Raw genomic sequence first — 14944 nt, 5'->3', positions numbered from 1 at the left:
ACCTCCCCGAAAAATTAATATACTTTAATCATACCACAAGTCCCAATTCTGCCTCAATAAAACTATCCAGCTCGCCATCTAATACTTTCCCCGGGTCAGTTTCCGTGTGGCCGGTCCTTAAATCCTTCACTTGTTTATAAGGGTGGAGGACATAGGAACGGATTTGGTTCCCCCAGGAAGCCGGTTTGTGTTCGCCTTTAAGATTTTTTAAGTTTAGCTGCCGTTTTTCTTCTTCAATCTGCCAAAGCTTAGCCGCTAAAATTTGCATGGCAATCTTCCGGTTTTGTTCCTGAAACCTCTGGGTTTGGCATTCCACAACGATTCCCGTCGGTTTGTGCTTTAACCTGACGGACGTCGATACTTTATTAACATTCTGGCCGCCGGCCCCGGACGAGCGGGAAAATTCAATTTCCAAATCTTCCGGGCGGATAGTCACCATTTCCGTCTCCTCTAAAACCGGCAAAACCTCCACTAAGGCAAAAGACGTTTCCCTTAAATGGTCGGAATTAAACGGCGACTGTCGGACTAAACGATGGGTCCCTTTTTCATTCTTTAAATAACCGTAAGCCAGATTGCCTTCAATTTTAATCGTCGTACTTTTAATTCCCGCTTCTTCTCCTTGGCTTTCCTGCAATATTTGGGTTTTAAACCCCTTTCTTTCGCTGTATCTTAAGTACATCCGTTTCAGCATCTCTGCCCAATCCATGGCTTCGACCCCGCCCTGCCCGGCATGAATGGCTAAAATTGCGTCAGCCTGATCGTGCGGTCCGGCTAAATATCGCTTTAACTCGAGTTTCGCTAATTCCGCCTCTAAAATAGCTTGGTCTTGATTTTCCCCTAATTTTTCCTCAAATCTGTCTATTTCGCTCAATTCTTCCTGTAATCGGCTTAAGTTTTTCATCTCATTTTGCGCCCGCTGGTGGTCTTTCCAGAAATCCGGGTCTTGAATTTGCTTTTCTAACGCCGCCAATTCCGCTTTTTTCCCATCAAAATTAATCGCCTTTTTCAATTGGTTCAGCCTGTCAATTAGCGCAGTCATACCTTAAACTCAAACGCTTGGTTTTTCTTAATCTCGCCCTGAAGAATTTTTTCGGCAATAACATTAGTAATTTTTTCCTGAATGGTTCTGTCAATTTGCCTGCCGCCCCATTTGGTCGAAAAGCTATCAGCAATTAAATTTTTTACCGCCTCCTCATTAAAGTTAACAATAATTTCCTGTTTTGCTAATTCTGCTGCCACCTCTTTTAATTTTAATTTAATGACCTCCTCGGTTTCTTTTTTAGAGAGGGTTTCAAAAACAATTATTCCGCTGAAACGGTTTAAAAATTCCGGCGGAAAAGCACTCTCAATTTGTTCAATTTTAGTCCCGGCATTCGTGGTGGCGATAATAATGGTATTACTAAAATCAATGGTTTTTCCAGTGCTGTCAGTAAGCCTAGCATCGTCTAAAACCTGCAAAAACAGATTTAAAATCTTAGAGTGAGCTTTTTCCAGCTCATCCAGCAAGATTAAAGTATAGGGTTGATGTTTCACCGCCCCGGTCAGCTGATTATTCAATCTATCTAAGCTGTTTAAATTTTGGTATTCACTCATGTCTAAGCGTATCATTACTTTTTCTGAGCCGAAAAACTCGGCCGCTAAGGTTTTGGCGGTTTCCGTTTTACCTACACCGGTTGGCCCGCCAAACAAAAAGCTGGCAATCGGTTTGTTGTCTTGTTTTAGGCCCGTTCTTGCCCGCCGGATGGCGTCGGCCACCGCTTTAATCGCCTTATCTTGTCCGATGACCCGCTGGTGCAGTTTTTTCTCCAAATTAAGAAGTAGTGCCGTTTCCTCTTTAGTTAATTGTGTTACCGGAACTTTAGTTTTTTGGGTAATCAATTTTTCGACATCCGGAACAATGACTAAAGTTTTTTCCTGATTTTTGGCCACGGCCACCACCTCATCCAAAAGATTTACTGCCTTGTCCGGAAAAACCCGGTCATGGATTAACTTAGCCGCCAACTCAATTATTTTTTTTAGAGCGAGGAAAGAAACCGTTATTTTTTCTTTTTGTTCTCTTTCCCAAGCCAGATATTCTAAGACCGCTAAAGTTTGTTCATTATCGGCTTCTTTTAGTTCTACCAACTCAAATAACCTGGCAAAAGCCTCATTTGGTTCCAGCGCTTTTTTATAATTGGCGGTTGTGGTTGCCCCGATAAACTGGAAGACGCCTTCAGATAAGGCCGGTTCTAAAGCAATAAAGACTTTACTGGTCTCCGGTGAATCTTGGTTAATCGAGGCTAAATTATGAACTTCGTCCACAAACAGAATAATATTGCCGGCTGTGGTTATTTCTTCAATAATTTTCGTCATTCTTTGGTTCAATTCGCCACTGCCGGCTCCGGCCGCCAAGCGGCTGACATCTAACGAAATTAACCGCTTAAACTTTAAGCTTTTTGCCTTGACTCCCCGGACAATTTCCTGGGCAATACTTTTTACCAAAGTTGTTTTACCGCTTCCCGGGGCCCCGACCACTAAAACATTATTTTTTTCCCTGCGGGATAAAATTTCGGTAATTTGCGTTACGGCTTCGGCTTTACAGAACATTTCCGCTAGCTGTCTTTTTTGGGCCAATTTGGTTAAATCCACGCTGTATTTATCCAAAGTCGGCGTCGGGATGCCGATTAAACCCCGGTCAATGCCGCCAATCGGTCTGGCTTCATAATCTTTATCCCAAATAAATGGGGTTCTTCCCCAGCTTTTCTCTTTCTGAAGCCACTTAACTGTTTCTTGTGCTTCTTTATATCGCCAATTTTCTTGTTTCAAAATCGTTAATAATAACTGTTCCGGTTTTATTTTCCTGGCATCAAAGGTGATTTCCGGCGCTATATTATTGATCGTCGTTTCGGCAATTTCCAAGCGTTTTAATATTTCTTTAACCGTCGGATCTTTAATTAATGACGATTCTATTTTTATGTTTTTCTTGACAGAGTTTATTAGCCACGAAATCGTGCTAATTATCGGAGATAATATTAGCCAGATAATTAACCAAAAACCTATCGCGATAATACTTAAACTCATCACGATACTGCCAATAACAATTCTTACCACCCGATAAATAAAACTTAACACTCTGCCTAAAAAAGACACATCATGGAATAAAGGCACAAACAACATTTGCAGCATTAAACTCAAAGCCAAGCGGTTGTCTAGGAAAATCAATAAATTTTTAACCAGTCGTTTGTACCTATTCATACTTCTCTTCGATCAAAGTAATTTCCCCGGAATTAGTGGCCGTTGCTCCGCCAGCTGGCAGAGCAAACTTAAAACTATTCAGAATTCCTTCCTGAATTTTATCCCAATAACCATCGTCAGCCGGCGCTTCTAAACTATAAATTATAGCGTTATCGATAGCGACAGCTTTTCTTAATTTCGGCGCTGTGTAAGTGAATTCAACGCCGGTTATATCGTCAAAACTGATTCCCCGTACATCCATGATAATATTTTTCTGCTCGAACTCTTTTTGCCAGTCTTTTAAGGTCTTAAAATTAGTGTCACTGATCTTTAAACTTAACTTACCGGGTTGGTTGCCGGTAATTTCTAAAGAAGAAAACACGGTTTTATCATCCAATTCTACTTCCTGAATTTTTAAATCTGACGGATGCTCAAAAGAAAATCCGCTGCTGTCTTGATAAGTTACCGTTTTCACTTCCACCGGTTCTGTCTGTTTAATGCTGATTTCCTGTTCGACAAAATTTTCTTTAGTTTTCGGTTTTACCAACCAAATGATTGTTCCCGCGACCAAAATTAGCATTAAAACAATGATTAATATCTTTGTTTTTGACATATCCGCTTTTTCCAGTATATCATGAGGTTGACATGAAGTTGAGACTGATAGTTATTGTTATTATTTTTTTAAGTTTATTTTCCGCTTCAATGGTTTTGGCAAAGAAAAAATTAGTCCGTCTGCCTCAATCAACCGTTACTTCCGCTGCCAAGCACAAACTTCGGGCTGACCGCCAGGCGCTTTTATTGGTTTTAGATGATATGACTAAAGCCACTTCGGTTACTTATAACCTGACTTATGTGGCTGATAATGTCAGTCAGGGGGTGCAGGGGACTTACGCTGCCACTCAGGGCAACACTCAAAAAGAGTTGGTCTTCGGTACTTGTTCCAAAGACGTCTGCACTTACCATAAAAATATTACCGACATGATTTTGGAAGTCAAAACCGCCCTAAAAAGCGGCAAAACCCTGGTTCAGAAATATCAGATTAAACCCTAATTATTGCTTTCTTTTTTAATTCAAATTCGGCCAGGTGTTTCCAGGTTTTCGGGTTCCTGACATCGGCCGGGACAATGCAAATTTTGCGAGCCACAAATTTAGTTAACGGCAATGTTATATTCTCGGCAATCTCCAACCTTTGTTTTAAATCTAAATTACCATATACCAAGCTCATGTGCGGGGTATACATGCTCGGGTCCGGATGCCCAGCCGCACTTTTAATATATTGGTTTGCCAATAATAATTCATAGTTTGGTTTCACTCTAGCAAAAACGCATTGAGCCCAAGTGGTGCTGACGCTGACTTCGCTAAATTCAATTGGAATCGGCTGCAAGTTTTTAATTACTGACCCCACTACTTGCATGACTGATTTTTCTTCACCTTTCAACATCGCATTAGTGGTAATCGTGATATGCGGTTCAAAGTTCGGTGTTTTTAGTTTGCGGCTCCACAGGTCAATAATTGGTTGGTACACTGCCTGAATTTCTTTGTCTGGTAAAAGCCAGAAGCTAAATCTCTTCATATTTTCATTAACATCTTTTTGATTTATGTTAAAATCTACCTCAATATGTCAAATTATCAACCTTCCGTCAATATTCTGCGCCGCTATGCTCAAGTTTTAGTTAACTATGCCTTAAACTCCGGCCAGGGCGTAAAAGCCGGGGAAGTGGTTTTGTGTGCAATTCCGGATGTGGCTAAACCCTTAGCCAGGGAGCTGCAAAACACAATCTTAAAAGCCGGTGCTCACCCGATTATGCGTTTGATTCCTACCGGTTTTACCAAGGATTTTCTTTCTTTAGCCAACCCTACTCAATTGACTTACTTCCCGCAAAAATACCTTCAGGCCCAGACCGATTTAATTGATCATAGTCTTGGGGTTATCGCTGATGTTGATCCTCGGGAGTTGCAATCAATTAACCCAAAAAAAATTATTTTAAATCGCGACTCGCAAAAACCTTACCGCGACTGGTTAAACGAGAAGGAAATCAAGGGTAAATTTACCTGGACCATAGGTCTTTGGGCCACTCCGGCTAAGGCCAGATTGGTCGGTTTAAACCTGAAAGCTTATTGGCAGCAAATTATTCAGGCCTGCTTTTTGGATAAAGCCAACCCAATCAGTGCCTGGAAAAAAGTTAGTCGCTTACAGCAAAAAATTTTAACTAAACTTAACACTTTAAATATTCAAAGTGTCCATATTAAAGGTGAAGACGTTGATTTAATTATTCAAATTGGGGCCAATAGGCAATGGGTTGGTGGTTCCGGCCGCAACATTCCCAGCTTTGAGATTTTTACCTCGCCTGATTGGCGCGGGACAAAAGGCTGGATGAAGTTTAACCAACCGCTCTACCGCTACGGCCACATTGTTAAAAATATTTATCTGGAATTTAAGCGCGGCTTAGTTGTCAAGGCTTCTGCCGTTGAGGGCAATCGGTTACTTCAGGCAATGCTTAAAAGTACCAACGCTGATAAATTAGGTGAATTTTCTCTGACCGATAAACGCCTGTCCCGGATTACTCACGTCATGGCCGAGACTTTATTTGATGAAAACATCGGCGGCCCTTTTGGCAATACTCATGTAGCCATCGGGATGGCTTACAAAGATTGTTTTAAGGGTAAAGCGCCAGATTTAACCGCCACAGATTGGGCCAAACTTGGTTTTAACGATTCGGCCGAGCATACGGACATGATTTCTACCACTGATAGGACGGTGACTGCCGAATTAACCAATGGCCAAAAAAGAGTAATATATAAAGAAGGTCAATTTGTCATTTAATTTATGATCCTTAAAACCGACCAGGATTTCACTACCTACCGCCGGGCCGCCAAAATTTCCTTAAAAATTCTCAAGAATATTGTGGAATCGGTTAAGCCGGGAATTTTACCCTTGAAATTAGACGATTTGACCAAGAAATTTTGTCACGAAGCTCATGTCCGGCCGGCTTTTTTAGGGGTCGGCCGCCCGGACAATCCTTATCAGTATGCTACCTGTATTTCTGTTAACGATACTGCTGTTCATGGTATTCCCAGCCCCACCGAACCGTTAAAAATCGGCGACCTGGTTAAAATTGACTTTGGCTTAATTTATCAAAATTATTATACGGATTTTTGTGTGACTGTTGGGGTTAAATCAATCTCTCCCCAGCAGGAAAAACTGCTTCAAACAGCTAAAAAATCAGTCCAGTCCAGCATTGCTTTAGCTATTCCCGGCAATACTACCGGTGACGTTGGTCACAATATGCATCAGGTTGCCCGAGAGGCCGGTTTTGATGTTTTAAAACAATATACCGGTCACGGTATTGGTCACACCCTGCATGATAAACCGGTAATTCCGGCTCATGGCCAGCCGCATCAGGGGGAAGTTTTTCTCCCCAACATGGTAGTTTGTCTGGAAAATCAAGTGGTGGAGAAAAGCGATCAGGTTTATCAGGCTGACGACGGCTGGTCAGTTAAAACTACGGATGGCGGTTTAGTTGGCATGTTTGAATATATGGTCGTGGTGAAAGATCAACCTGAAGTCCTAACTCCTACCTTTGACTGGCCGTTGGTAATTTAGGTATGCAAAAAATTTTGGCGATAATAATTGCACTGTTTGTCGGACTATTTCAGCCAAAGCCCTTGGATATTCCGTCTCCGGATATGCCGTCTCCGCCCCGTCCGGTCAACTTGATTTTTGCCGGTGATTTATCCTTTGACCGCCATATCCGTCAAATGGCTGATCAAAACAGCTATGATTTTATTTTGGTCCCGCTTAAAGATTTATTTTTCAGCGCCGATTTAGTTATCGTTAATCTGGAAACTCCGATTACTGATAATCCCTCTGTGAGTGTCGGATCAGTTATCGGTTCGCCGCAAAATTACCGGTTTACTTCTGCCCCGGAAACTGCCGCCGTCTTAGCCCGCCATAACATTAAATTAGTTAATCTAGGCAATAATCATACTTTAAATTTTGGTCTCGACGGTTTAAAGCAAACCAAAGGATATTTAACTGCTGCCGGAGTTGATTTTTTCGGTAATACTGGCCAGGCATCGGATTCCGCCCGGTCTGCCGTTAAACAAATTAACCAGTTAAACTTTGGTTTTGTTAATTACAATCAGTTTGCCAGCGACTCTCTGTCAGCGGCTCTGGAAGATTTACAAACCCTTCGGCCCCGGGTTGATGTTTTAATTGTTTTTTGTCATTGGGGGGAAGAATATCAGCCGATTGCTAGCCCCACAATCCAGGCCATGGCTCATCAATTCATCGACAACGGCGCTGACTTGGTTATCGGTACCCATCCGCACGTGATTCAGCAATCGGAAATTTATCAGGGGCAGCCGATTTATTATTCTTTAGGTAACTTTGTTTACGACCAGTATTTCAGTCCGCAAACCCGAAAAGGAATGTTAGTTAGCGTTACTACTGACCCGGAAAATTTAATATCTACTTCCACTCAAGAGGATTATGTTGATCTTCTTCCCAGCGGCCAAACGATTTTGTCTGCCACTCAATGATTTAGATTTCTATTTTCGAAAAGAAATAGCCGCCGATAGCTAATAACAACAAGGCCAAACCAGTCAGAATACCTAAATTGAATCCTAAACTAAACTGTGACGTTCCCAAGAATGCCGCCCGCATGCCGTCGATAGCGTAAGACAAAGGATCGATCCTGGTAATAATGCTTAAAACTCTAGGTAAATCCTGCAAGGGGAATAAAGCTCCCGAGAGGAAAAAGAGCGGCATAATTAAAAAATTCATAATTAGCTGAAAACCGTGAATATCCTCCATTTTACTGGCAATCGCTGTGCCTAAGGCCGTAAATAAAATTGCCGTAATCAGCATAATTAACAAGCCCATTATTACTCCAGTCAGACTTTGCGGCTTAAAACCGATTAATAAAGAAATTAAAAAAATTATTAACCCCTGGCCAACAGCAATTGTCGCCCCGCCCAAAGTCCGACCGATCATAATATTTAATCTGGATACCGGCGCTACCAAAGTTTCTTTCAAAAAACCGAACTGCCGGTCCCAGATAATTTCGATTCCGGAAAATATTGAAGTGAATAAAACGCTCATGGCGATAATTCCCGGCGCCAAAAAGTGGATGTAATTGCCCTGGCCGGCTTTTTGGAACACCGGGCCTAAGCCAAACCCTAATGCTACTAAAAACAAGAGCGGTTGGCCCAGCGAGCCGAAAATTCTTGACTTTGATCTTAAATATCTTTTTAGTTGTCTTAACCACAGAATATAAATTGTGCTCATATTTAGTGCCTCCACATCCTGCGGTTCATCCGCATATGTTCTAGACCGCTGGCTTCTTCGGTTCGGATTTCGTGCCCGGTTATATTTAGAAAAGCTTCTTCTAAAGTTTTCGTTTTCGTTTTTTGCTTCAGTTCCTCCACTGTTCCCTGACCGACAATTTTTCCATTGTCAATGATTGCCACCTCTTGGGCGATTTTTTCTGCCTCTTCAATATATTGGGTGGTAAAAAAGATGGTAATTCCCTCTTTTTTATTTAAAGTTAAGATATAGTCCCAAATATGCTTTCGGGTTTGCGGGTCCAAGCCGATAGTTGGTTCATCCAGGAAAAATATTTTTGGGTGATGGAGTAAGCCTCGGGCGATTTCCAAACGTCGTTTCATTCCGCCGGAAAAAGTTTTTACCAGCGCGTTTCTTCGGTCATACAATTCCACGATTTGTAACAACTCTTTAATTCTTTTTTCTCTTAGATCTTTCGGCACTTTATATAACACGCCGTGGAAACTTAAATTTTCCCTTGCCGTCAATTCGTCATCCAAGCTTTGGTCTTGGAAAACGATGCCGAAAGAATGGCGGACACTGTCTTGCTGAGTGATTGGATCAAAACCATTAACGCTGATCTGTCCTGCTGTTGGTTTCAACATCGTTGTCAGCATTTTAATCGTGGTGGTTTTCCCGGCGCCGTTTGGCCCTAAAAACGCAAATATTTCTCCGGCTTTCACCGCAAAAGAAATTTTATCAACCGCTGTGAATTTGCCGAATTTTTTTACTAAGTTTTTCACTTCAATCATGTTTAACATAATATCAGAATATTAGTAGGTTTACCTGAAAATCAGCTGATAGACTGCGCCACGGGTAGAACCGATTTTTATTACTAACTTTTGCTCTTGGAGTTTTTTTAAATCATAATGGAGGGTTTTCGGATTGATTGACAAAAACCGCCGCTGAATAAAATCAAAGCTGGCATAGGGGTGATCTTTAAGAATATTTAATATTTCCTGACGCCTCAACGGCAATGTCGATTCTTCTTCTGTTTGCGGTTGGGTTAATTTAGTAAAAACTTTTTTACCCTGTTCAAGGTAAAGATTTAGTAAAAACTCAGTTAAGTGTTGGTAATTTTTTGTTTCATTTAAGGCTTGGTAATAAACGTCCTTTTTATCATTTATCGCTTCTTCAATTGATACTAAACCGTTAAATCCAAATCCCCCTTGGTTCATAATTGCGGCAGTCAATAATCTGCCGACCCGGCCGTTGCCATCAATAAAAGGATGGATTTTTTCAAACCAAAAATGGGTCATGACTGCTTTTATTAGTGTCTGTTCAGGGGATTGATTTAGCTGTTTGATTAACCGGTTAAGTCGGTCAATAATTTCCGTTGGCGGCGGTGTCAAATAAATTGCCACCCCGGCTTGATTAAAAATCGCACTGGCTTCATGACGGAATTCTCCAGGATGAGGCATTAAATTCTTCATCGTTTTTAAATGAAGATCTTTTATTAAAGATAAAGAAATTTTTTTTTGGGCCTTTTTAGAATAAACATATTTATAAGCAGTCAATAAATTAAATACTTCCAGTTTAGCTTTAGTTTTATTATTCAGATTGGTTTTAATTGTCTCGTAAGACAATTGGTTACCTTCGATTTTCGCTGAATAAAGAGAACTTTTTAACAGTGATTCCCGGCGGATATTTTCTACCACGACCGCCGGTGGTTTAATTAATTTAAAAGCGAAACGTAAAGCTTCCAATTCCTGCAATAATTGCTTCATTGGATTATTTTAGAAGATTTTAGAAGATATTGGAAGATATTAGAAAATATTACTGTGCTTGTTGGGGATAATGGCACTTCTTCCACTTGACCGGTTTGCCGTTGGCGTCAATTTTACCGCACCAGCAGGGATCATTCCGGCCCAATTTTCGCTTGCGTCCCTCCGAAGCCTCTGGCGAAGGGGGATTCGTACCTACAGGTTCTCTCCTTGCAGGTGAATTTTGGCCGGCTTTGGCAAAGGCGCTCGCAAAAGCCGAAGTTGGGGTTATTGGAGCAGACGGTTTAGGTAAATCCGGTTTTGTTTCTTGGGCTTGAGTCATCGGTTGTGGCCGGGGTTGCTCCATGACTTGAACTCTAAAAATGCGCCTAGCCACTTCAAAATCAATCGTTTTAACCAACCGCTCAAACATCGTAAATGCTTCGCCTTTGTACTCCACCAGCGGATCTCTTTGGCCGTAACCCCGCAAGCCAATCCCTTCCCGTAAATCGTCAATGGCGTCCAGGTGGTCAATCCACAGGTGATCGATGGTATTCAGCATCATTAATTTTTCCACTTGCCTCATTAATGAAGGAGTTAACTGCGTCTCTCTTTGTTCATAGGTTTTGGCAACAATTTGTTTTAAATCTTCCGGCTGTTTTTCCAGTTGTTTTTGGATTCGTTTTTGCGAATCTGGGTCAAAGGGGATAATTAGAACTAAATCTTTAGCCAAGTTCTCTGTGTCTAATTCGCGAGTTACAGGGTTCGTATTTTTTACTACCAAATCGTCAACTTCTTTATTGACAAGACCGATCATTTTTTCTTTTAAATTTTCTTCCTCGATAATTTGTTTTCGTTTTTTATAGATAATTTCTCTCTGTTTATTCATCACGTCGTCGTATTCGACCAGATTTTTTCTTGAGTCAAAGTAAAAACTTTCTACTTTGACCTGAGCTTGTTCAATCGCTTTGGATACCATCGGGTGCTCCAGGGGAACGTCTTCCGGCATTTTTAAAGTCGTCATCAACCTAGAAATTTGTTCGCCGCCGAAAATCCGCATAATATCATCTTCCAAAGACACATAAAACCTGGAAGACCCAGGATCGCCTTGCCGGCCTGACCGACCCCTAAGCTGATTATCGATCCGTCGTGATTCATGCCGCTCCACGCCGATAACGTGTAAACCGCCAAATTTAACCACTTCATTATGAGCCTTCTGCCACGCCTTTTTATCTTTATGGCCGCTGGGGTCGCCGCCCAGAACAATATCCACGCCCCGGCCGGCCATATTGGTGGCTACCGTTACTACCCCGACACTACCGGCTTGGGCAATAATACTGGCTTCTTTTTCATGATTTTTGGCGTTTAAAATCTGGTGGGGGATTTTTTTACGTTTTAAAAATTCATCAATAATTTGATTTTTTTCAATCGAAGTTGTCCCGATTAATATCGGTTGGCCTTTGGCGTGCCGTTCGTTAATCTCGGCCACGATTGCTGCGTATTTTGCTCTGGTAGTTTTATACACCATGTCCGGAAAATCTTTCCTTATCATCAGCATGTGCGTCGGAATCACCACCGTTTCCAGATTGTAAATTTTTTTAAATTCTTCCGCCTCGGTTGCCGCCGTTCCGGTCATGCCGGCCAATTTTTCGTACATCCTAAAATAATTTTGGAATGAAATCGTTGCCAGGGTTTTTGATTCTTGCTTAATGGTGACATTTTCTTTGGCCTCGATTGCCTGATGTAATCCTTCGGAAAATCTCCGGCCGAACATCAATCTGCCGGTAAACTCATCCACAATAATTACTTCGTCGTCTTTGACCACATAATCTTTATCCCGTTGGAAATGTTCGCGGGCTTTTAAAGCTTGTTCCAGATGATGAATGGTTTCAAAATCTTTTTCATACAAATTTTCCACTCCCAGTTTTTTCTCGATTTTTTTAATCCCATGCTCGGTTAAATTAACGGTTTTGTGTTTTTCGTCACTTTCATAATCCATGTCTTTCGATAAGCTCGCTACTAAAGCGCTAAATTGGTAGTATTTCTGCGTCGGTTCGGTATCCGGCGCCGAAATAATTAACGGCGTTCTGGCTTCATCAATTAAAATTGAATCCACTTCGTCAACAATGGCAAAATAGTGTCCGCGCTGGGCCATTTGGTCCAGGCTTTGCACCATGTTGTCTTTTAAATAATCAAAACCAAATTCATTATTGGTGCCGTAAGTAATATCCGCCTTATAAGCATCTTGGCGGCTGACTTCTTTTAAATGTTTTAATTTAAGATCATCTACGGAATCGTCGGTAAAATCCGGATCAAAAATGAACGCTTTTTCGTGAATAATTACTCCCACCGATACTCCTAAAAGGTTAAAAACCGGTCCATTCCAGCCGGCGTCGCGGCGGGCTAAATAATCGTTGACCGTGACTAAGTGACAACTTTTTTGGGTTAAGGCGTTTAAATACAAAGCCGGAACGGCCGATAGAGTCTTGCCTTCTCCGGTTTTTTGTTCCGCAATTTTACCCTCGTGAAAACAAATTGCCGCCATCAATTGTTCGTCAAATGGCCTTAAATTTATGGTTCTGTCTGCCGCTTCCCGGGCCAGAGCAAAAGCTTCCGGCATCAAACTGTCTAGGGTTTCTCCCTTGGCCAGTCTTTTTTTTAACTCCGTTGTTTTTTGTTTAAATTCCGTTAATTTATACTTTTGAACTTGGCTGGATAAGTTATTGATTTTTTCCACCAAAACTCTAAGTTTTTTTAACTCCTTTTTATTGGTATCAAAAAGCTTGCTTAAAAATTTAAACATTCTTTATGTTTATTGCCAGCCGAAAATCAACAGGTTGCTAGCGGTCCTTAGTAAAGTAATCTTGCGGAAAATATTTTCTAGTTCTTTGATAAAAATTTTCGCCTGATTTTTATGTTCTCCAAAAAACAAATGATTATAAATTACTACCCCGTTAGTGGCTAATATTTTCTTGAGTTGGGTAAAAAATATCTTGGTTCTGAAATTTTTCGGCATGGTTTTCCCTAAGTAAGCATCAATGATGACCAAATCGAACTTAATTTTATTTTTTTGTTTGACGATTTTAGTTAAATATTTGGCTCCATCTTCAATGCTAATTTTTAGATTTTTGACAGTGGCTAGATTAAAATAACATTGGGCCGCTTCGACGACTTTATCGTCAATTTCTAAGCCTTTCATCTGGGCCTCCGGATAATATTTTTGCACCTCAAAAGCGCAATCGCCGCAACCCAAACCAATGATTAAAACATTATCAATTTTCTTTTGGATATTTTTTAGATTTTTTAGGGCTTTTTCCCAAATCGCCCGGACTAATCCGCCGGATTGGATCATGCCGCCGATCATTAACCTTGGCCTGTTTAGAGCCATCACCACTTCAATTAATCCGTTAATCGGCAAGTGATAGTCTTTAATTAAATGGGGGAATAAATTTTTAAGAAATTTCATTTTTACCCATATATTTTTGTAAAACTTTAGGTATTTCCACGTATCCAGCTTTCGTTTGGTAGTTTTCCAAAATTGCCAACGGCGTTCTGGAGGTAGCGATCGCCGTTCCGTTTAACATATGGACATATTCATTTTTTTCTTTACCTTTAAACTTAATATTTAAGTTGCGGGCTTGATAATCAGTGCAGTTGGAGGTGGAAGTGACTTCGCCGTATTCATTGCGGCTGGGCATCCAAGCTTCAATGTCCAGTTTTCTTGCAGCCATTGCCCCCAAGTCGCCGGTGCACATTTCCACTATTCGGTAGGGTAGCCCTAATCCCTGGTAGATTTTTTCCTCCATTGTCAGCAAATATTCATGGTATTTATCCGAATCTTCCGGTTTACAGTAAATAAACATTTCCGCTTTAGTAAACTGGTGGACGCGGTAAAGGCCTTTAGAGTATTTGCCGTAAGCACCTTGTTCCTGCCTAAAACAATGCGAATAACCGATATATTTTAAAGGCAGTTTATTTTCCAAAATCACCTCATCGCTGTGTTTTCCGGCTAAAGTGACTTCAGCCGTAGCAATTAACCCTAAATCTTGGTCTTTTATTTCATAGGTTTGTGCCTCTTTGCCTTTGGGGATATAGCCTGTGCCTAAATAATATCTGCTTTTGGCCAAGTCTGGGGTAATAACCGGTAAAAACCCTTCTTTGGACAGTAAATCAAAAGCATATTGAATCAAAGCTAGCTCCAATCTTGCTCCGTCTCCATAAAGAAAATAAAATTGTGAACCGGCCACTTTTGCCCCGGTCTCAAAATCCAAAATTCCTAAATTTTTCCCTAACTCCAAATGATCCTTTACTGGAAAATTGAATTTTTTCACTTCACCCCACTTTTTTACCTCTTTATTGTCTTTTTCGCTTTTGCCGACCGGCGCTTTAGCCGAACATAAATTAGGGATTTGATTTAATTTATCTTTAAATTTTATTTCGGCTTCTTTTAATTCTGGCTCAAGCTTTTTTAGTTCTTTTTTAATCTCCTTGCCCCGCGTAGCCTTGGCGGAGTGGGGTTTTCCTTCCTTGGTCAATTGATTACGCTCAGCTCTTAAGCTTTCAATTTTTTGCAGCCACTCCCGCCTGGTTTTATCTACTTTCAACACTTCATCCACGATTTTCGGGTCGTAGTTTTTATTTGTCGTCGACTCTTTAACTTTATCCGGATGGTCTCTAATGAATTGAATATCTAACATAGTGA

General features: G+C 41.0%; 14 protein-coding genes. 4 read left to right on the top strand and 10 right to left on the bottom strand.

Annotated features, from left to right (window positions below; translation table 11 throughout):
* Positions 1-28 precede the first annotated feature (28 nt).
* Genes prfB through NTZ93_03025 form a run of 3 tightly spaced genes read right to left on the bottom strand, consistent with a single transcriptional unit; the run spans position 29 to position 3826 of the window.
* Complete coding sequence (prfB, locus tag NTZ93_03035; protein MCX6816813.1) at positions 29-1039, bottom strand: peptide chain release factor 2; 1011 nt, start codon at positions 1037-1039, stop codon at positions 29-31.
* Complete coding sequence (locus NTZ93_03030; GenBank protein MCX6816812.1) at positions 1036-3234, bottom strand: ATP-dependent Clp protease ATP-binding subunit; 2199 nt, start codon at positions 3232-3234, stop codon at positions 1036-1038. The genes prfB and NTZ93_03030 overlap by 4 nt, the downstream gene beginning before the upstream one ends.
* Positions 3227-3826 carry a PsbP-related protein gene (locus NTZ93_03025; GenBank protein MCX6816811.1) on the bottom strand — a complete coding sequence of 200 codons (600 nt, stop codon included), beginning with the start codon at positions 3824-3826 and terminating at the stop codon, positions 3227-3229. Before NTZ93_03025 ends, NTZ93_03030 begins: the two co-directional genes overlap by 8 nt.
* Positions 3827-3858: 32 nt before the next feature.
* Here NTZ93_03025 and NTZ93_03020 point away from each other — a divergent pair, with 32 nt between their 5' ends.
* Positions 3859-4263 (top strand): hypothetical protein, encoded by a 405-nt coding sequence (locus NTZ93_03020; GenBank protein MCX6816810.1) that lies wholly within the window; start codon positions 3859-3861, stop codon positions 4261-4263.
* Here the strand turns inward: NTZ93_03020 and NTZ93_03015 are convergent.
* The gene (locus NTZ93_03015; GenBank protein ID MCX6816809.1) at positions 4253-4786 is read right to left on the bottom strand and encodes a 2'-5' RNA ligase family protein; all 534 of its coding nucleotides are present in this window, start codon (positions 4784-4786) and stop codon (positions 4253-4255) included. The two genes, NTZ93_03020 and NTZ93_03015, sit on opposite strands and share 11 nt — an antisense overlap.
* A gap of 45 nt (positions 4787-4831) precedes the next feature.
* On the opposite strand from NTZ93_03015, the gene NTZ93_03010 reads away from it, so the two are divergent.
* Genes NTZ93_03010 through NTZ93_03000 form a run of 3 tightly spaced genes read left to right on the top strand, consistent with a single transcriptional unit; the run spans position 4832 to position 7755 of the window.
* Positions 4832-6037 carry an aminopeptidase gene (locus NTZ93_03010; protein MCX6816808.1) on the top strand — a complete coding sequence of 402 codons (1206 nt, stop codon included), beginning with the start codon at positions 4832-4834 and terminating at the stop codon, positions 6035-6037.
* Between the two features lie 3 nt (positions 6038-6040).
* Positions 6041-6817 (top strand): type I methionyl aminopeptidase, encoded by a 777-nt coding sequence (map, locus tag NTZ93_03005; GenBank protein MCX6816807.1) that lies wholly within the window; start codon positions 6041-6043, stop codon positions 6815-6817.
* Positions 6818-6819: 2 nt separating this feature from the next.
* Complete coding sequence (locus NTZ93_03000; protein MCX6816806.1) at positions 6820-7755, top strand: CapA family protein; 936 nt, start codon at positions 6820-6822, stop codon at positions 7753-7755.
* A 1-nt stretch (position 7756) separates the two neighbouring features.
* On the opposite strand, the gene NTZ93_02995 is transcribed toward NTZ93_03000, so the two are convergent.
* Genes NTZ93_02995 through serS form a run of 6 tightly spaced genes read right to left on the bottom strand, consistent with a single transcriptional unit; the run spans position 7757 to position 14939 of the window.
* Positions 7757-8503, bottom strand: a complete 747-nt coding sequence (locus tag NTZ93_02995) for an ABC transporter permease (GenBank protein ID MCX6816805.1) — start codon at positions 8501-8503, stop codon at positions 7757-7759.
* A 2-nt stretch (positions 8504-8505) separates the two neighbouring features.
* Entirely contained in the window at positions 8506-9300 is a 795-nt protein-coding gene (locus tag NTZ93_02990) for an ATP-binding cassette domain-containing protein (protein MCX6816804.1), read from the bottom strand.
* A gap of 21 nt (positions 9301-9321) precedes the next feature.
* A complete protein-coding gene (locus tag NTZ93_02985; protein MCX6816803.1) occupies positions 9322-10266 on the bottom strand; it encodes a Fic family protein in 945 nt (314 codons plus the stop codon).
* Positions 10267-10315: 49 nt separating this feature from the next.
* A complete protein-coding gene (gene secA / locus NTZ93_02980) occupies positions 10316-13045 on the bottom strand; it encodes a preprotein translocase subunit SecA (protein ID MCX6816802.1) in 2730 nt (909 codons plus the stop codon).
* Between the two features lie 9 nt (positions 13046-13054).
* Positions 13055-13708, bottom strand: a complete 654-nt coding sequence (locus NTZ93_02975; protein MCX6816801.1) for a hypothetical protein — start codon at positions 13706-13708, stop codon at positions 13055-13057.
* Positions 13695-14939: a serine--tRNA ligase gene (serS, locus tag NTZ93_02970; GenBank protein MCX6816800.1), complete on the bottom strand. Its 1245-nt coding sequence runs from the start codon at positions 14937-14939 to the stop codon at positions 13695-13697. The genes NTZ93_02975 and serS overlap by 14 nt, the downstream gene beginning before the upstream one ends.
* Positions 14940-14944 lie beyond the last annotated feature (5 nt).

The sequence above is a fragment of the Candidatus Beckwithbacteria bacterium genome (genome assembly GCA_026397255.1).
In the GTDB taxonomy this organism is placed as follows: Bacteria; Patescibacteriota; Microgenomatia; order UBA1400; family CG1-02-47-37; genus JAPLVF01.
This window is presented reverse-complemented; position numbering and strand designations above follow the sequence as displayed.